This is a genomic window from Hydrogenophaga pseudoflava, from assembly GCF_004353865.1.
Taxonomy (GTDB): domain Bacteria; phylum Pseudomonadota; class Gammaproteobacteria; order Burkholderiales; family Burkholderiaceae_C; genus Hydrogenophaga; species Hydrogenophaga pseudoflava.
In genome coordinates this window covers 2,706,081-2,724,609 of sequence record NZ_CP037867.1, presented here as the reverse complement: position 1 = coordinate 2,724,609, position 18,529 = coordinate 2,706,081, and the positions used below count along the sequence as shown (strand labels likewise).

At 62.7% G+C, this 18,529-nt stretch carries 17 protein-coding genes; all 17 read right to left on the bottom strand.

Features of this window, described 5'->3' with window-relative positions; genetic code table 11:
• Positions 1 to 2: 2 nt before the first annotated feature.
• Positions 3 to 794: an ABC transporter ATP-binding protein gene (locus tag HPF_RS13080; protein WP_060986787.1), complete on the bottom strand. Its 792-nt coding sequence runs from the start codon at positions 792 to 794 to the stop codon at positions 3 to 5.
• A gap of 350 nt (positions 795 to 1,144) precedes the next feature.
• Positions 1,145 to 2,830: an electron transfer flavoprotein-ubiquinone oxidoreductase gene (locus HPF_RS13075; RefSeq protein ID WP_060986788.1), complete on the bottom strand. Its 1,686-nt coding sequence runs from the start codon at positions 2,828 to 2,830 to the stop codon at positions 1,145 to 1,147.
• A 59-nt stretch (positions 2,831 to 2,889) separates the two neighbouring features.
• Positions 2,890 to 3,399: a MaoC family dehydratase gene (locus HPF_RS13070; protein WP_060986789.1), complete on the bottom strand. Its 510-nt coding sequence runs from the start codon at positions 3,397 to 3,399 to the stop codon at positions 2,890 to 2,892.
• 168 nt (positions 3,400 to 3,567) lie between these two features.
• A complete protein-coding gene (locus HPF_RS13065; protein ID WP_060986790.1) occupies positions 3,568 to 4,200 on the bottom strand; it encodes a TetR/AcrR family transcriptional regulator in 633 nt (210 codons plus the stop codon).
• A 105-nt stretch (positions 4,201 to 4,305) separates the two neighbouring features.
• Positions 4,306 to 5,097 (bottom strand): 2-ketocyclohexanecarboxyl-CoA hydrolase, encoded by a 792-nt coding sequence (gene badI / locus HPF_RS13060; RefSeq protein ID WP_060986791.1) that lies wholly within the window; start codon positions 5,095 to 5,097, stop codon positions 4,306 to 4,308.
• 48 nt (positions 5,098 to 5,145) lie between these two features.
• Positions 5,146 to 5,943, bottom strand: a complete 798-nt coding sequence (locus HPF_RS13055) for an SDR family NAD(P)-dependent oxidoreductase (protein WP_060986792.1) — start codon at positions 5,941 to 5,943, stop codon at positions 5,146 to 5,148.
• Between the two features lie 367 nt (positions 5,944 to 6,310).
• Entirely contained in the window at positions 6,311 to 7,555 is a 1,245-nt protein-coding gene (locus HPF_RS13050; RefSeq protein WP_133156842.1) for an ABC transporter substrate-binding protein, read from the bottom strand.
• A gap of 81 nt (positions 7,556 to 7,636) precedes the next feature.
• Positions 7,637 to 8,443 carry an ABC transporter ATP-binding protein gene (locus HPF_RS13045; protein WP_133156841.1) on the bottom strand — a complete coding sequence of 269 codons (807 nt, stop codon included), beginning with the start codon at positions 8,441 to 8,443 and terminating at the stop codon, positions 7,637 to 7,639.
• A gap of 10 nt (positions 8,444 to 8,453) precedes the next feature.
• Positions 8,454 to 9,527, bottom strand: a complete 1,074-nt coding sequence (locus HPF_RS13040) for a branched-chain amino acid ABC transporter permease (protein WP_133156840.1) — start codon at positions 9,525 to 9,527, stop codon at positions 8,454 to 8,456.
• A 3-nt stretch (positions 9,528 to 9,530) separates the two neighbouring features.
• On the bottom strand, positions 9,531 to 10,418 hold the full coding sequence (locus tag HPF_RS13035) for a branched-chain amino acid ABC transporter permease (protein ID WP_133156839.1): 888 nt from the start codon (positions 10,416 to 10,418) through the stop codon (positions 9,531 to 9,533).
• Between the two features lie 3 nt (positions 10,419 to 10,421).
• The gene (locus tag HPF_RS13030) at positions 10,422 to 12,350 is read right to left on the bottom strand and encodes an AMP-dependent synthetase/ligase (RefSeq protein ID WP_133156838.1); all 1,929 of its coding nucleotides are present in this window, start codon (positions 12,348 to 12,350) and stop codon (positions 10,422 to 10,424) included.
• Positions 12,337 to 13,104: an ABC transporter ATP-binding protein gene (locus HPF_RS13025; protein WP_243721578.1), complete on the bottom strand. Its 768-nt coding sequence runs from the start codon at positions 13,102 to 13,104 to the stop codon at positions 12,337 to 12,339. The genes HPF_RS13030 and HPF_RS13025 overlap by 14 nt, the downstream gene beginning before the upstream one ends.
• A gap of 220 nt (positions 13,105 to 13,324) precedes the next feature.
• Positions 13,325 to 14,542, bottom strand: coding sequence for a CaiB/BaiF CoA transferase family protein (locus HPF_RS13020; protein ID WP_133156836.1), 1,218 nt, complete (start codon positions 14,540 to 14,542; stop codon positions 13,325 to 13,327).
• Positions 14,543 to 14,563: 21 nt separating this feature from the next.
• On the bottom strand, positions 14,564 to 15,730 hold the full coding sequence (locus HPF_RS13015; protein ID WP_060986553.1) for an acyl-CoA dehydrogenase family protein: 1,167 nt from the start codon (positions 15,728 to 15,730) through the stop codon (positions 14,564 to 14,566).
• Between the two features lie 125 nt (positions 15,731 to 15,855).
• Positions 15,856 to 16,659 carry an enoyl-CoA hydratase/isomerase family protein gene (locus HPF_RS13010; protein WP_066697059.1) on the bottom strand — a complete coding sequence of 268 codons (804 nt, stop codon included), beginning with the start codon at positions 16,657 to 16,659 and terminating at the stop codon, positions 15,856 to 15,858.
• A 47-nt stretch (positions 16,660 to 16,706) separates the two neighbouring features.
• Positions 16,707 to 17,564 (bottom strand): MaoC/PaaZ C-terminal domain-containing protein, encoded by an 858-nt coding sequence (locus tag HPF_RS13005; protein WP_133156835.1) that lies wholly within the window; start codon positions 17,562 to 17,564, stop codon positions 16,707 to 16,709.
• Positions 17,565 to 17,577: 13 nt separating this feature from the next.
• A complete protein-coding gene (locus HPF_RS13000; RefSeq protein ID WP_133158110.1) occupies positions 17,578 to 18,483 on the bottom strand; it encodes an SDR family oxidoreductase in 906 nt (301 codons plus the stop codon).
• Positions 18,484 to 18,529 lie beyond the last annotated feature (46 nt).

Genomic DNA, 18,529 nt, shown 5'->3' with positions numbered 1-18,529 from the left:
TCTCAGGACAGCCAGCGTTTGCGCCGCTTGTAGTGTTTGACGTCGCGCATGTTCTTGCGCGATCCGCCCTCGCCGAAGCCCAGGTAGAACTCGCGCACGTCTTCATTGCGCAGCATCTTGTCTGCCGGGCCATCAAGCACTACGCGGCCATTTTCCATGATGTAACCGTAGTCGGCGATGGCCAGTGCCATCTGCGCGTTCTGCTCTACCAGGAGAATGCCCATGCCGTCCTGACGGCAGAGGCGGGCGACGATCTCGAATATCTCTTCTGTGATTTGAGGTGCAAGGCCGAGCGTCGGCTCGTCGAGCATCAGTAGCTTCGGGGCCGACATAAGGGCGCGACCGATGGCTACCATCTGCTGCTCGCCGCCCGAAAGATAGCCCGACACCGTGGTGCGTTTGTTCACCAGTCGCGGGAACAGGCTGTACACCATGTCGATCTGGCGTTTGGCGTCGGCCCGGCTTCGCGTGTAGCCACCCATCACGAGGTTTTCCTCGACCGTCAACTGGTCGAAAAGGCGGCGCCCCTCGGGCACCATCACCGCACCCGTGCGCACAATCTCGTCCGGCGGCAACCCGGCAAGTGGACGACCTTCGAAGATGATCTGGCCGCCCTTGATTTCGCCATCTTCCGGGTAAAGCACGCCGCAAATGCCTTTGAGCGTGGTCGATTTGCCTGCCCCGTTGGAACCCAACAGCGCGACGATGCTGCCCTTGCCGACCGACAACGACGCTTCTCTTACCGCTTCGATGGTGTTGTCGTAAACGATCTGAACATTCGTGAGATTCAGCATGGCAGTTTGCTCCGTGCGCCACGCTGCGGGGGAGTGGGCATCGAGCCGCCCCTCCACCCCTCCGGGCCGGGGCAACGGTCGCGGTCATTGCCTTTGGCGTCTAGGGCATAGGTCGAAGGCGCAGTGAGTCTTTGCAAGGTTTTTCCTGTGTGGGCTGCGTCGGGGCAGGGTGGATGCCTGTCTTGTGTTTCCTTGTCAGGTAAGACACGCATTGCCCCCTGTCGATGCCTTAAATCTAACGGTAGTTAGGTATCTGCTCAACTAGGGAAATCCCTGAACTGGTAACGAGCCACCGGTTGTGATCAAAGACTCTTTCCCAGGGCCCCTGCCGGCGGTTCGTTATTGATCGGCTACATGGCGCTGTAATTCGGCCCGCCGCCGCCTTCTGGCGTGACCCAGACGATGTTTTGCTTCGGGTCCTTGATGTCGCAGGTCTTGCAATGTACGCAGTTCTGCGCATTGATCTGCAGGCGATCGGTATCGTCCGGGTTTTTGACAAACTCATAGACGCCGGCAGGGCAGTAGCGCGACTCCGGCCCGGCATAGGTGGCCAGGTTGACGCTAACCGGCACACTGGCGTCCTTGAGGGTCAGGTGTGCGGGTTGCTGCTCTTCGTGGTTGGTATTGGAGACAAACACCGAACTCAGGCGGTCAAAGCTGATTTTGTTGTCGGGCTTGGGATAGACGATTTGCCGGCACTGGGCCGCGGGTTTGAGCTTGGCATGGTCGGGCACGCGGTTGTGAACAGTCCAGGGCGGCGCTTTGAAACCGAGTTTGGGCAGCAGCCACAACTCGATGCCGTTCATGATGGATGACAGGTACAGGCCTTTCTTCATCCACTGCTTGGTGTTGCGCGAAGCATCCAGTTCTTCAAACAGCCAGCTCTTTTTAAAAGCTTCGGGGTAGGCAGTGAGTTCATCGTGTTGGCGGCCACCCGTCACCGCTGCATACGCCGCTTCCGCCGCAAGCATGCCGGTTTTCATGGCGGCGTGGCTGCCCTTGATGCGCGCAAAGTTGAGAAAGCCCGCTTCGCAGCCCACCAGTGCACCGCCGGGGAACACGGTTTTGGGCAGGCTCATCAGGCCACCGCAGGTGATGGCGCGGGCGCCATAGCTGATACGTTTGCCGCCTTCGAGGTACTGGCGAATCGCGGGATGCGTTTTCCAGCGCTGCATCTCATCAAACGGGCTCAACCACGGATTGCTGTACTCCAGGCCGGTGATGAAGCCCAGCGTGACCTTGTTGCCTTCGAGGTGATACAGAAAGCCACCGCCGTAAGTCTGGTTGTCCATGGGCCAGCCCAGAGAATGCACAACGTGGCCCGGTTTTGCCTTGGTCGGGTCAATCTCCCAGAGTTCCTTGATGCCGAGTGCGTAAGTCTGCGGGTCCTTGCCGGCATCGAGTTTGAATTTTTCAATCAGTTGTCGGCCCAGGTGGCCGCGTGAGCCTTCGGCAAAAATTGTGTACTTGCCGTGCAGTTCCATGCCAAGCTGAAAACTGTCGCTGGGCTGGCCGTCCTTGCCAATACCCAAGTTGCCGGTGGCCACACCTTTGACCGAGCCGTCCTCGTTGTAAAGCACTTCTGCAGCGGAAAAGCCCGGGAAGATTTCGACCCCCAGCGCTTCGGCCTGCTGACCCAGCCAGCGCACCACATTGCCCAGGCTGATGACGTAGTTGCCCTCGTTGTGCAGGCTTTTGGGAATCAAGAATTGCGGTGTGCCGAGCTTGCCGGTTTGGCTGAGAAACAGCATCTCGTCGCCGGTGACCGGCTGCGTCAAGGGCGCGCCCAGCTTTTTCCAGGTGGGAAACAGCTCGGTGATCGCACGGGGGTCCATCAGCGCGCCGCTCAAAATGTGCGCGCCGGGCTCGGAGCCTTTTTCGAGCACCACCACCGAGAGTTCCGTGCCCTTGTCGGCGGCGAGCTGTTTCAGCCGGATGGCGGTAGCCAGCCCGCCTGGGCCGCCGCCGACCACGACCACGTCGTATTCCATCGTTTCACGGGGGCCGTATTGCTCGATCAGGGAGGATGGCGTCATACGGAAAGAATCTGAAAAGTTTGGGGCCTTGTGGGGCCCAAGTTGTTGAAAACGGCGGTTCAGGGGCCGCTGCCGACCGGCAATGGCGGAGCGGTGCGTGGTGCGCTGTTTCGCTTGTAAACCAATACCGTGCGCTTGAACGTGCAGACAATGGTGCCGTCCTGGTTGTAGCCCTCGGTACGCACCGTCACCACGCCGACGTTGGTGCGCGACCGCGACTCGCGCTTGTCAAGCACTGTGGAGCGCGAGTAGATCGTGTCGCCTTCGAACACCGGATGAGGCAGACGGACTTCATCCCACCCGAGGTTGGCCATGACGTTCTGCGAGACATCGCTCACCGTCTGGCCGGTCACGAGGGCCAGCGTGAGACAGGAGTTGACGAGGGGTCGACCGAACTCCGTCTGGGCCGCGTAGTGGGCATCGAAGTGCAGAGCTGCCGTGTTTTGCGTCAGCAGCGTGAACCAGATGTTGTCCTGCTGGGTGAGGGTGCGCCCGAGGGCATGTCGATACTCGTCGTCCACTTCGAAGTCTTCATAGAACCGGCCGCGCCAGCCTTCCTTCACCGTCATGCCCCACTCCTGTTGCAGGCTGCACGGACCGAGAGTCCCTTGACGCAACGGAGCAACAAGCCACGCGGCACCACCGCGGGCGGCACGCTGACGGTTGCTGTCAGGCTCGGGTGTGCCGCTCGATCTACCGAAGCGGACGGCAATGCCCGCCCGAAATGGCTTGTCATGTCATACCTTGTCATGGGTGAGGATTCCATCGAACACGATCGCTGTGATTTGGCGCGCGAAGTCCTGGAATGAACCGCGCTGGGGGTTGTACCACTCCACGGTCCAGTTCAACGCGCCGATCACGAAAAGTCGAATCATGGCCAGGCCGGTGTCTTGACGCAACTCGCCGCTGGCCAGTGCCGATTCGAACAGACGGTCCCAGTAGTCCGCATAAGCCCGGCGGACTATCTTGTGGTGATTCTTTGCGCTGGTAGGTATTTGCCCATAGACGCGAATGTTGGCCGACGTGAAGTCGCCATAGTGGAGCATTCCCCACAGGTGGCCTTCGATGCCTGCCGCGATGCGGTCACGCCAGCTTGCGTTCGCCGGCAGCGCCTCGATACGGGTGCGAACCGCATCAGCGACGATCGTAATACCCTTGTCCAAGACTTCGCCGAGGATCTCCTCCTTCGATTCGAAGTGGTAATAGATGCTGCCGGCTTTGACGCCGGCAGCATCGGCAATCTCTCGCAGGGTGGTGGCGGCATACCCATGGTGCCGGAGCAGTCGCGCTGCTTCGAGTAGTATGCGCTCGCGGGTGTCGGCGGCTTCGGCGCTGCTGGAGGCGACATCAGAACGTGGTTTGATGGTCATTTCGGTTGTTAGTTAGGCTGAACAGACCGAGTTTAGCAGGCGTGTTCCCGCGCACTTACACGCTGCCTGCCTTGCGTGCTGCCTGCCTGAGGTGTCTGTTCTGGCTCATTTGCTGTCACCAGTCCATTGCCGGAAGTCTGGCTGGCGTTTCTCCAGGAAGGCGCGTACGCCTTCTTTGGACTCCGCAGTGTCATAGTACAGGCTCAGCGCCTGGAGGCCGAGACTGCCAATGCCCCGAATGTGCTCGGTGGAAGCGTTGAATGAGCGTTTGGCGATGGCCAGGGCGGTCGGGCTCTTGTCAACGATCTCCTTGCACCAGCGTGCGACTTCGGCATCGAGCTGCTCGTGCGGTACGACGGTGTTGCACAGGCCCATCGCCAACGCTTCCTGTGCTGTGTAGCGTCGGCACAGATACCAGATTTCGCGCGCCTTTTTCTCGCCGACGACATGTGCAAGATACGCTGTTCCCCAACCGGGATCGACCGAGCCGACCTTCGGGCCAACCTGGCCGAACACGGCTTTCTCGGATGCGATGGTCATGTCGCACAGGGTGGCCAGCACGTTGCCGCCCCCGATCGCGTAGCCCTGTACGCGGGCGATCACCGGCTTGGGCACGTCGCGGATGGCGCTGTGTACTTCTTCGACCGGCAAGCCGATCGTGCCGCGTCCGTCGTATTGGCCTGCGTGCGCCGACTGGTCGCCGCCAGTACAGAATGCGCGGTCCCCCGTACCTGAAAGGACGATTGAGGCAATTTTTTTGTCCCAGCCAGCCTTCAGGATGGCATGGAGCAGTTCATCCATGGTACGGCCCCGAAATGCATTCATCACCTGCGGCCGGTTGATGGAGATGTAGGCGGTCGAGTCACGCTCTTCGTACAGGATGTCTTCGAAAATCATCTTGAGTTTTCTGGGTTAAGTTGTCGGTTGGCAAATTCCGCAAGCCGTTCAGCCGATCATGCTGTAGCCACCGGAGACGGAGAGGACTTGCCCGGTCACGTGTCCGGCGACCTTGCTCGACGAAAGGAAGGCAACGGCATTGGCGATATCCTGCGGACGGCCTACCTTGCGCAGCGGCAGTGACTTGGTGACTTTTTCGAGTTGCTCGGGCGTGAACATGCTGCCGGCGTCGACCCACATGCTGCTCCCGCCCACTTCGTCCGAGGTGCTTGGGATCGTCACGCCGGGACAGACCACATTGCAGCGGATGCCGTAACGACCGTTTTCCTTGGCCACTGTTTTCATGAAGCTGTTGATCGCCGCCTTGACGCCGCCATAGACCGCTTCGCGCGGCTCGCCCTGACGGCTGGCATCGGAGCTGATCGAGACGATGGCGCCGGCGTTGCGCGGAATCATCACTTCCAGCGCTGTCTTGGTGCAGTTCAGTACCCCCACATAGTTGATCTGGATCACCTTTTGCCAGAACTCGGGCGTCGTTTGCGTAAAGAACATCAGCTGGTCCCAGCCCACGTTGTTCACCAGCACATCAACGCCGCCGAACTTGTCCACAGCGGTCTTGAACATGGCCTGCACTTGGTCAAGTTGCGTGACGTCGGTCTTCACTACCTGGGTGGAAGCCGCGCCCATCTGCATGGCGAAGTCGGCCGTTTTTTGCGCTTGTTCGGTGTCGATGTCGCCGATGGTGATATTCGCGCCCTCAACGGCGAACGCCAGCACGATGCCCCGTCCGATGTTGGAGCCACCCCCGGTGACGATGATTGATTTGCCCTTGAGATCGAGATCCATATTTACTCCTCGCGCGTTCGGCGCAACATTGATTTGGTCATAGTGTAGCTGTCTAACGATAGTTAGACAAACTGGTGTTTGATTTTTTAGTGTTTCAGGTGATTCCTGTGTGCTGGACACGGCAACCCGCCGCCTTGTGGGCGATCGGCTGCAAGTTGAAGGGTCTGGATTGGCTTCCAGCTTCGAAGTCTCAATGGGTTGTTCAACCTCGATCCGGCAGTAATCCGTCCCCAGCAACCCCTGCGGCGGCTTGAACGGCCCGATGGAGGTGAGTACAACGTGGGCTGCCCGGGGTTGCTGAGGGCGACGGCGAGAGCTCGCCGAATGACCACGGGCTGCCCCGTGCCGGGACAGCCAGCGATCTAGATCACTTGTTCGTCTTGGCGAACTCAGCCGATTCTTTCTTGATCACTTCCCACACCACATCGTTGTAGGCCGAGATCCAGTCGGACTGTGGCACCCATTTAGCGCCGTCCCACATATCGATGCGGGTCTTGCCGCCGCCGCCATGGTCCTTTTCAGTCACGGTCACCGGGGCCATAAGGTCGTTTGCGTCAAAGTTGTGCAACTTTTCCAGACCGGTCTTGATCTTGGCCGGTGTCAGCGGTCGGCCCGCCTTCAGGCCATTGCGTACGCCTTCAAACGCCACCGAAAATATGGCCAGGCCGGTGTTGTAGTACACGTCCTGCAGGTTCTTGCGGTCGCCATTGCCCTTTCCCTTGTCGTACAGCTCGGCCACGATCTGCTTGATCAGCGCGTGGTCTTGACCGCCGACGACATTGGTGCCACGTTTCATGCCTTTGGCTTCGGCCGCGCCGATGTTGGCAATGTCCACTTCATTGATCCAGTTCACACTGATCAGCTTGTCCATGGGGATGCCATTGCGCTTCATTTCACGCGCGGCCACCACGTGCATGGCAGACAGGTTCCACGTGATCATCCAGTCGGGGTTGATGCGACGGATCTGGGTCCACACGGCGGCCTGGTCGCGACCTGGCATGGGGTTGGGGAAGAGGTTGAGCTCGAAACCTTCTTTTTCGGCCAGGGTTTTGAGGATGGGGATGGGCTCCTGGCCAAAGGCGTAATCGGGGTAGATGAACCCGATCTTCACACCCTTGAGGTTGCCCTTGTGCTGGTTCTTGATGTACTGGATGTTGTTGGCCATCTGGCCCCAGTAGGTCGGGCCGATGGGGAAGACCCACTTGAACACATCACCGTCGATGGCGTCGCCCCGGCCCACGAAGGACTGCAGCATGATGTTGCCGTCGGCCATGGCGCGTGGCAGCACGGCACGCGAAACCGGTGTGGACAGGGTGTCGAAGATCATCACGCCTTCGCGCTTGAGTTTCTCGTAGCACTCGATGCCGCGCTGTGGCTCGTTGCCGTGGTCCTGCACGACGATCTCAATGGGGCTGCCTTCCAGACCGCCCTTGGCGTTCAGGATTTCTGCGTAGTCCTTGGCGGCCTGCACGATCTGCGGCGTTACGAATGTATAGGCCTTGCTCAGGTCGTAGCAGAGGCCGAACTTGACCGGCGCCTGCTGCGCCGATGCGGCAGACGCGCCCAGCAGCAGGGCGACACCTGAGAGGGTGGATAGCAAAGCTCGTTTCATCGAATGTCTCCTGCGTACGGTGGAGTGAATCGTCCAATAGGCACCAAGTACGCGCATGCCCGGGACTGCGGTGGTGATCTTTCAGCTCAGCCAGCGCTTGCGTCGGCTGTAGTGTTTGATGTCGTGGAAATTCTTGCCCTCGGCGCCACCCAGGTAGAACTCCTGGATGTCGGGGTTTTTCTTCATGGCCTCGGCGCTGTCATGCATCACGATGCGGCCGTTCTCCAGCAGGTAGCCGTGCGACACCACTTCCAGCGCCGCGATGGCGTTCTGCTCCACCAGCAGCACCGACAGGCCCTCATGCTGGTTGATGCTTTTGACGATGTCAAAGATCTCGGCCACGAGGAAAGGCGCCAGGCCCAGGCTGGGCTCGTCCAGCATCAGCAGCTTGGGCCGCGTCATGAGGGCGCGGCCAATGGCCAGCATCTGCTGCTCGCCGCCCGACAGAAAACCCGACTGCGCCGTGCGGCGCTGGTGCAGGCGCGGGAAGTAGGCATACACCATGTCCCGGTTGCGATTCATCTCGGTGCGCGAACCGCCTACCACCGCAGAGGCGGCCACGAGGTTCTCGTCGGGGGTGAGATGTTCGAACACGCGGCGGCCCTCCAGCACCTGCACGATGCCGCGCTTGACCCGCGCCTGTGGCGCCAGGCCGGCGATGTCCTGATCCATGAAGCGGATGTCGCCGCGCGTGACCTCGCCGCGCTCGGGCACCAGCAGGCCGCTGATGGACTTGAGCGTTGTGCTTTTGCCCGCACCGTTGGCGCCCAGCAGCGCAACCATGCCGCCTTGCGGCACCTCAACAGAGACGCCCTTGATGGCCAGGGCCACCTTGTCGTAGATGACCTCGATGTTGTTGAGCGAGAGGATGGGGTAGTTGTTGCTCATGGTACTTGTCTCACTTGCGTGCGTAGCCAAAGGGCCAGACCAGCAGGTAGTTGCGCACGTTGCCGTACATCTTGCCCAGTCCCATCGGCTCGATGAGCAGCACCGCGATGATGGTGGCACCGTAGACCATGTGCGGGATGTGGGCCAGGGTTTCGACGCCGATGTCCAGACCGAAGACCTTGGCGATCCAGGCAATGAAGGTGTTCATCTGCCCCGGCAGTAGCAGGATGAAGGCGGTGCCGAAGAAGCTGCCGATAATGCTGCCCAGTCCGCCCACGATGACCATGGCCAGCAGCTCGATGGAAACGTTGACCGCGAACTGCTCCGGGGTGACCGCTTTGTAGAAGCCGAAGATCAGCATCGCGCCGCTGACGCCACCGATGAAGGCGGACGTGGCGAAGGCCACCAGCTTGAAGTAGAAGCTCTGTACCCCAATCACCGCTGCGGCAAAGTCTTTCTCGCGCACGGCCACCAGGGCGCGGCCCAGCGCGGTGCGGCGAAGGTTGAGCATGAACACCGTGACAAAGATCACCCAGGCCAGCACCACGTAGTAGATGCCCGCCTCGGACGTGACGGCCTGGCCCAGCAGCTTCATGGGCGGCGATTGCAGCGTGGCCGACACGCCGCCGCTGATGGCTGGCACGTGCGAGATCACCCAGTCCATCACGAACTGCATGGCCAGCGTTGACAGCGCCAGGTACAGGCCCTTGACGCGCAGCGCCGCAAAGGCAAACACCACGCCCACCACGGCCGCTGTGATGCCGCCCAGGAAGATCGCGAACTCCCAGGGCACGCCGTTGCGCGTTGCGTGCACCGAGGCATAGGCACCAATGCCCATGATAGCCGCGTAGCCGAAGTGGAACTGCCCGGTCCAGCCCAGGATGAGGTTGAGCCCCAGCACCGCGGCGGTCCAGATCAGCCAGGGCTTGAGGTAGCTGGTCAGCACCAGGGAGCTGAACAGCCAGGGTGCCGCCAGGGCGATCAGCAAAATCGCGATGATGGCCTTGCGCTCGAAGGGGATGGGGAACAGCCCCCGGTCGCTGGCGTAGTGGGTGTGAAAAATGCCTGCTTGACGGTACAGCATCGTTCAAATCCTTTCGATGTCGTGGCGACCGAAGAGGCCGTGGGGACGGATCATGATGGTAAGAATCAGCACGGCCGCCACCACCAGTTCACGGGTGCCACCTCCCAGCAGAGGGTCGAGCACGCCCGAGGCCACACTTTCCAGGATGCCCAGCAGCAGGCCGGCCAGGACGGCGCCGCCGAGGCTGTCCATGCCGCCCAGCACGGCCACCGTGATGCCCTTGAGCAGCAGCATGGCCAGGGTCTGGTCCACCGTCTGCACCGACCCCCACAGCACGCCAGCCGTGGTCGCCACCACCGACGACAGCGCCCAGGACAGTGCCACGCCGCGCTCCACCGAGATGCCCACCGACCAGGAGGCGGTGTAGTCGTCGGCAATGGCGCGCAGCACCACGCCGCGGCGCGTGCGGAAGAACAGCATGAAGGCCACGAACAACACCAGCGAGACCACCGCACCCACCACGTAGGCGCGGTTGAGCAGCAGCGGGCCCAGGAACAGCGGCGCATCGCTGATGCCGACCTGCAACGGCCGGCCGCTGCCACCCCAGATGGTCATGGTGGTTGCGCGGATGAAGATGTCAATGCCCAGCGTCATCATGAGAATCATGACGATGGGCCGACCGGCCAGGCGCCGCAGCGCCACGCGCTCAATGCCCATGCCCGCGAGGAACATGGTGACCATGGCCGCCGGGATGGCCAGCCACATGGGCAGGCCAGCGCCGTTGGCAAAAGCGAGCACCATGTAGGCGCCCAGCATGGTCAGCCCGCCTTGTGCCAGGTTGGGCACCGAGGACGACTTGTAGATGAGCACGATGCCCATGGCCACCAACGCGTACATCAGGCCGGCCAGACCGCCGTTGACCGCGAGTTCGAGGAGATACATCAGGTCCATGGTTCAGACTTCCTTCACGGTCAGCAGTCGTTCGGTCACGCCGATCTCGCCTGTCTCGTAGGTGATTTGCGCGCGCATCGTCACCTGCTTCTGGCCACCGTAGATGGCTTCGATGATGGGTGCGTAGCGTTCCTCCACCACGTTGCGGCGCAGCTTGCGGGTGCGGGTGATCTCGCCGTCGTCGGCATCGAATTCCTTGTGCAGGCTCACGAAGTGGCGCAGCTTGAGACCCTCGGGCAGTGTTTCGTTGACGTGGCGCACGGCTTGGGCGAGCAACTCGATGACCTCGGGTTTTTGCGACAGGTCGGCATAGGAGATGTAGGAGATGCCCCGCACCTCAGCCCAGTGGCCCACTGGCTCCTTGTCGATGCAGACGATGGCCGCCAGCGTGTCGCGTCCTTTGCCCAATACCGCTACATCTTTCACGAAGGGACTGAATTTGAGTCGGTTCTCGATGTAGTTGGGGATGTAGCGCTCGTTCTTGGCGGTATAGACCACCTCGGACAGCCGGCCCAGCACCACCAACTGGCCGTCGGGCTCCAGGTAGCCGGCGTCGCCGGTGTGCAGCCAGCCCTCGCCCAGGGTCTCGGCGCTGGCCTTCTCGTTCTGGTGGTAACCGGCGAACACGCTGCCCGAGCGGATCAGGATCTCGCCGCTGTCGCTGATCTTCACTTCCACGCCGGGCAGGGGGCGGCCCACGGTGTGCAGACGCACCTCGTTGGGGGCCTGCATGGCGTTGAAGGCGCTGCTCTCGGTCTGGCCGTAGAGCTGGCGCAGGCGCACGCCCAGCGCACGGTAGAAAACGAAGGTGTCCTCGCCAATCGCCTCGCCGCCGGTGAAGGCGTTGCGCAGGCGGCTCATGCCGAGCTGATCCTTGATGGGGCCGGTCACCAGCCACTCGCCCAGTGGGCGCAGCAAGCGTTGCAGTGTGGTCGGAGTTTCGCCTGCCAGTTTGCGTTTCTCCGACGAGATGGCATGGGCCATGAAGAAGTCGTAGAGCTTCTTTTTCAGCCACGTCGTGTCCTCCATGCGCACCTGCACCTGGGTCAGCATGTTGTCCCAGCTGCGGGGCGCGGCCAGGTAGAAGGTGGGCGCGATCTCTCGCAAGTTGTGCAGCACCGTCTCGGGCCGTTCGGGGATGTGGATGGAGAAGTGCAGCGCCACCCCCGCGCCCATGGTGATGGCAAAGTCGCCCACCCAGGCCATGGGCAGATAGGCCAGGATGTCTTCACCAAACTCGAAGGACTGCCCCCTGAACGCATTGGCCACGCCGCTGAGCACGTTGCGGTGCGACAGCACAACGCCCTTGGGCTTGCCGGTGGTGCCCGAAGAGTGGATCAGCACCGCCGGATCGGCCGGAGTGGCCAGCTCGGTCAGTTGCTGGGCCAGTCCGGCCTGCGATTGCAAACGCTTGTGGCCATCGGCCATCAGCTGCTGCAGCGACACCAGGCCGGGCGCCGTGTAGCGCGACAGTCCGCGCGGGTTGTCGTAGACGATGTGCTGCAGCGACGCACCACGCTCACGCAGATCCAGTGCCTTGTCCACCTGCTCCTGGTCTTCGGCCAGTACAAACTGCACATGCACGCTGTTGACCACATGCATGATTTCCTCGGGCGTCGCATCGGGGTACACCGGCGTGGCAAAGCCGCCCAGCATTCCCACCGCCAGCATGCCCAGGTACAGGTGGGGCCGGTTGTCACCGAGGATCAGCACTGCATGGCCCTTTTGCAGTCCCTGGGCCTGCAGGCCTGCGGCGCAGCGCAGGGCCTTGTCAAAGGCGGTCTGCCAGGTGGTCTCCTGCCAGATGCCGCGGTCCTTTTCGCGAAAGGCAACCGCCTGCGGCAACACGCGTGCGTTGGCAGCCAGCAGCCGCGGCAGGGTGGTATCCGGGTTCAGGTCCCAGGTGCTGGAAGGGCGCTCACTGAACGGCATGGGCACCTCCCAGATAGGCCTTGATCACACGCGGATCGGCAATCACGTCTTTCGGAATCCCGGTGTCGATCACCTCGCCATAGCTCAGCACCATCATGCGGTCGCAGATGCCGGTGATGATGTCCATATGGTGCTCGATCAGCATCACGGTCACGCCGCGCTCTTCGCGCGCATCGAGGATGAAGCGGGCCATGTACTCTTTTTCTTCCTGGTTCATGCCGGCCATGGGTTCGTCCAGCACCAGGAAGCTGGGCTCGGCCACCAGCGCGCGCGCCAGTTCCACCCGCTTTTTCAGACCCAGCGGGATGGCGTCCACCGGCTCGTCGCGCACGTTCTCCAGTTGCATGAAGTCGATCACTTCCTCCACCACCTCGCGGTGGGCGATCTCCTCGGGCCGGCTCAGCCAGGGATAGAGGGCGGTGCGCAGCACGCTGGGCTTCATGTGCACATGACGCCCCAGCAGGATGTTGTCCAGCACCGTCATGCCGTTGAACAGGGCCAGGTTCTGGAAGGTGCGGGCCACGCCCCTGCGCGCCACCTTGTGCGGCGCCAGGCCGGTGATGTCCTCGCCATTGAGCAGGATCTGCCCTTTTTGCGGCGGGAAGAAGCCGGTGATGGCGTTGGTCATGGTGGTCTTGCCGCTGCCGTTTGGTCCCACGAGGCCGAAGATCTCGCCGCGCCGGATGTGCATGTCGACGCCGGTCACGGCCACCAGGCCACCGAAGCGCCGCTCCACGTCGCGGCATTCGAGCACGGGTACCCATGCCCGTTGGTTGGCTGGCGACGGCCCATGCTCTTTCGCCGTGGTACTGGTACTGTTGGTGTTGATCACTGTAGGTGCCTATGACATTTCACGGGTGACCGTCTGCCTGTGGGCAGATCGTTGACTTTCTGTGTTGTATAAAAGCTTTTCAAATGTAAAACCTAACATTAGTTAGATATATAGGGCTTACCCTTGTATCGGCAGGATTGACTCAAGCGGGAACGTGTTGCGACACTGTTCCCCTCGCGATCAGGGCTTCGATGGTGGCGTCGCCGTAGCCATGCTCGGCGAGCAGCTCACGCGTGTGCTGGCCGAAGTGTGGCGGTGCGCTGTGGGTCCGCCCCGGGGTGCGAGACAGTTTGACCGGAATGCCAATGCCCCGCACCCCCTCGACTTGCACCACCATGTCCCGGTGCAGGGTGTGCGGGTCGGCCAATACCTGGGGGATGGCGCGCACCGCGCCGGCCGGAACGCCGGCTGCCAGCAATTGATGGCACAGCAACTCGCCATCGACCTGGAGCAGGTGCTCCTCCAGCAGGGCGCGCAGCGCGTCGCGGTTGCCAAAGCGGTCGGCGTTGGTGGCGAAACGCGGCTCGCTGGCCATCTCCGGGCGTCCGAGGAAGTCGCACAGCTTTTTCCACTGGCCGTTGTTGCCGATGCCCAGGAACACCTCGCAGGTGCGGGTCCGGAATTTGTCGTAGGGCACGATGTTGGAGTGCGCGTTGCCGCTGAGCTGCGGCGCCTTGCCCGACAGCAACCAGTTTGCACTTTGCGGGTGCAGCAGCGACACGGCCGTGTCGTACAGCGTGGCTTCGACGAATTGCCCACGCCCGGAGCGCTGGCGCTCGACCACCGCCAGCAGCACGCCGATGACGGCGGACAGACCGGTGGTGAGGTCCACCACCGGCACCCCGACCCGCATCGGGCCGCTATCCGGGGAGCCGTTGACGCTCATCAGGCCGCCCAGGGCCTGGGCCACGGCGTCGTAGCCCGGGGCGCCACCCAGCGGCCCATCGGCGCCGAAACCGCTGACGCGGCAGTGAATCAGGCGCGGGAAGCGCTCGCGCAGCGCCTGCTCATAGCCGATGCCCCAGCGCTCGAGGGTTCCGATCTTGAAATTCTCGATCAGCACGTCCGCGTCCGCGAGCATTTTCAGAACGATCTCGCGTCCCTCGGCGCGCGACAGGTCGATCACGATGTCGCGCTTGTTCCGGTTCAGACCGAGGTAGTAGGCGGCCGTGCCATCGTCGGCGAAAGGGGGGCCCCAGGCGCGGGTCTCGTCGCCGGCGGGCGGCTCCACCTTGATGACGCTTGCCCCGTGGTCTGCGAGGATCTGGCCGCAGTACGGCCCGCCGAGCACGCGTGACAGGTCGATGACCTTCAGGCCGGCCAGCGCGCCGAAGACGGGGAGGGGAGAACTCGTGCTCATGTTTATGGATATGGATGCGGATCAGTACGAGCGCGGCAGGCCCATCACGTGCTCGCCGATGTAGTTCAGCACCATCTCGCGGTTCAGCGGCGCCGTGCGCAGCAGGCGCACCAGGCCGTACAGGTCGTAGATGCCGTACTCCTTGGTGAAACCGTTGCCACCGTGGGTCTGAATGGCGGCGTCCACGGCGTGGATGCCTGCTTCGGCACCGGCGTACTTGGCGATGTTGGCGTATTCACCGGCGGGCAGGTTCTGGTCGAAGGCCCAGGCCGCCTTGAGCGCCATCAGCGAGGCCATTTCGATCTCGCTGCGGGCGATCGCCAGCGGGTGCTGCACGCCCTGGTGAGCGCCGATGGGGGTGTTGTTGAAGACCTTGCGGTCGTTGGCATAGGCCACGGCCTTTTTCAAGGCGAAACGTCCGACGCCGGTACACAGGCCCGACAGGATGATGCGTTCCGGGTTCAGCGTGTCGAACAGGATGTTGAAGCCCTTGCCGACTTCGCCCAGCACATCGGCCTCGGTCAGTTCAACGTTGTCGAAGAACAGTTGCCACTGCGTCTCCGGCACCGGGAAAGCGACCGGAATCAGCGTTTTGCTGATGCCTTTTTTCTTCATGTCGACCATGAAGATGGTGAAGCCGTCGGTCTTTTTCTTCACCTCGGCGCGCGCCGTGGTGCGGGTGACGACCATCACGTAGTCGGCGCAGTTCGCATCGGTGATGAAGACCTTCTGGCCGTTGAGCTTGAAGCCGCCCTTGCCGTCGGACTTGGCGATGCTGGTGATTTCGATCGAGTTGGAGCCGGCGTTGGGCTCGGTGATGGCGAAGCAGAACTTGATTTCGCCGGTACAGCCGCCAGGCAGAAACCGGCGCTTCATGTCCTCGCTGGCGTGCTTGGCCAGCAAACCCATGGTCATGGTCGGGCCGACCACCAGGTTGAGCAGCGGGATGCCGTTGTTCGCCAGCCCTTCCATGAACAGCAGCATCTCGGTCATGCCCTGGCCGGCGCCGCCATAAGCCTCGGGCACCATGATGCCGAGAAAGCCGTCGCTGGTGATCTGCTGGTACAGCTCGGTCGGCCTCTCATTCTTTTCGGCGTAGCCGCGCCAGTAGTTGTGGTCGAACTGCTTCGAGATACGGTCGCCGTACTCGTAAATCATTCGCTGTTCCTGGGTCAGTGTGAAGTCCATATTCATTCCTCTCGATGTGTTGATCGCGGCAAGCGCCATGCGCCGCGGATGAGTTCAGGCGCGCTGGTTGCAACCTCGCCCCACCCGTGCGGGTGCGAGGTTGATGATCTGGATAGGGTTCGTGCTCAGCTGTTGGCGGAGGGGAACTTGGGCGCGCGCTTCTCGCGCACCGAGGCCACGCCTTCCTTGGCGTCCTCGCCCAGGAAGCACAGCATCTCCATCGCCAGCGAGCTCTCGAAGATCGGGCGCGCGACGTTCATCCAGCCGTTCAGCGAGCGCTTGGTCAGGCGGATCGCCTGCTGGCTGCCCGCGGCCAGCTTGTTGGCCACGGCCATGGCCTTGTCCATCAGTTCGGCGCGCGGCACGCACAGGCTCACCAGGCCGATGCGCTCGGCTTCCTTGCCGCCGACGAACTCGGCCGTCATCAGGTAGTACTTGGCCTTGGCCATGCCGCACAGCAGCGGCCACAGGATCGCGGCGTGGTCGCCGGCGGCGACACCGATCTTGACGTGGCCGTCGGTGATCTTGGCCTCCTCGGCCATGATGCTGATGTCGGCCAGGAAGGCCACCGCCAGGCCGGCGCCGACGGCCACGCCGTTGATGGCCGAGATGATGGGCTTGTCGCAGGCCATCATGTTGTAGACCACGTCCGAGGCCTCGGTCATGGTGTTGGCGATCTCTTTCGGGTTGCCGACCATGTTGGCCACCCACTCCAGGTCGCCGCCGGCCGAGAAGGCCTGGTCGCCCGCGCCGGTGATCACCGCCACCTTGGTCTTGGGGTCGTCGTTGACGACGCCCCAGATCTTGGTCAGCTCCCAGTGCAGGCGGCCATTGGTGGCGTTCATGACCTCGGGGCGGTTGATGGTGATCAGCAGCACGCCGTTGGGCTTGTGGTCGAATTTCAGAAATTGGAAGTCAGCGTAGTTCATCTGGGGTCCTTGAAGAAGAAAAAAATAAAAAGAAAGGCAATGGGCGCTCAGCGCAACTCGGCGCGCCCGTTGTTGAGCACGACGATGTCGCGTTCGACGGCCCGGGCGCGAAACGACACGACCTTGCCTTCGATCCAGATCTCGGTGCGGATCGTCTCACCGGGATAAACCGGCGATGAAAAACGCACGTCGATCGATTGCACGGCGGCCGGGTCACCACCGCACACGCTTTGGGTGATGGCCCAGCCAGCGATGCCGTAGGTGGCCAGACCGTGCAAAATGGGCCGCTCGAAGCCGGCCGCGCGCGCCACTGCGGGTTCGGCATGCAGGGGGTTGTAGTCGCCCGAGAGGCGATAAACCAGTGCGGCGCGCGGCTGGGTGGCGAAATCGACGCCATGGTCGCTTGCGCGTTCCGGCAGTTCGTGCGCCGCTTTCACCGGTCCGGCCGGGCCGCCGAAACCGCCATCGGCGCGGCAGAAGGTGGTTGATGTCAGTGTTGCCAGCGGTTCGCCGCTGGCGGCGTCAAGTACCGTGCGCTCGGTGTAGATCAGCGCGCCTTTGCCGGGGCCCTTGTCGACGATGCCCGTGACGCGCGTGCGCCCGATCACCTCGCCTTCGGGGGGCACGGGCCGGTGCAGGCGCAGGCCCTGTTCGCCATGCACCAGGCGCACCCAGTCGATGCCGGTGGCGGGGTCCTTGAGCCACATGCCGGGATAGCCCAGCACCACCGGCAGGGTCGGCAGCGCGACCAGGTACTTCTCGTAGACGAAGCGCAATTGGGCTTCGTCGGTCGGATCGGCGCCCAGGCCTATGCCCAAGGCGTAGAGCATGGTGTCGCGCTGGGTGTAGCGGTGGCGCACGTCCTCGAAGGGCCACGCCATGAGTTTGTCGTAGTTGATCGCCATGGTGTTGGCTCGCTCAGACCGGGTCCCACGAGAACACGACGGACGAGTTCTCCAGCGGCGTGAAGCTGGGCTTCATCGCCGGCAGCACGCGCTCGGCGATGGTCTCGGGCGTCCAGCCCTCGGCGGTGTGCATGCCGCGCGCCGGGCGGGGCTGGCTCATCAGGAAGATTTCGTTGCCGCGAACGGCGAAGATCTGGCCGGTGACCTCGTGCGCGGCGTCGCTGGCCAGGAAGGCCACCATCGGCGCGATCTTCGCCGTATCCATTTTCTTCAGCTTCTCGACCCGTGCCTGCTGCTCGGGCGTCTCGGTCGGCATGGAGCCGATCATGCGGCTCCAGGCGAAGGGCGAGATGCAGTTGGAGCGCACGTTGTAGCGCTGCATGTCGAAGGCGATCGAGCGCGACAGCGCCGCGACACCGAGTTTGGCGGCGGCGTAGTTGGCCTGGCCGAGGTTGCCCAGCAGACCGGAGGTCGAGGTCATGTGCACATAGGCGCCGGACTGCTGGGTCTTGAAGTGCGGCGCCGCGGCGCGCGAGACGTAGAAGCTGCCGTGCAGGTGCACGTCGATCACGGCGTGCCATTCCTCGATCGACATGTTGAAGAACAGCCGGTCGCGCAGGATGCCGGCGTTATTGACGACGACATCGATGCGGCCGAAGGTGTCGGCCGCGCACTCGATGATGCGGTTGGCCGCAGCCCAATCCGAGACGCTGTCGGTGCTGAGAACCGCCTGGCCGCCGGCGGCCTTGATCTCGTCGACCACCTGCTGGCCCGGGCTGGCGTCATTGCCCACGCCACCGACCGAGGCGCCGATGTCGTTGACCACCACCCTGGCGCCTTGCGCCGCCATCAGCAGCGCGATGTCGCGGCCGATGCCCCGCCCCGCGCCGGTGACGACCGCCACCTTGTCTTGCAGCATGATGCCTTTGTTCATGAAATGACTCCTGGTTGTAGATGTAAAGAAA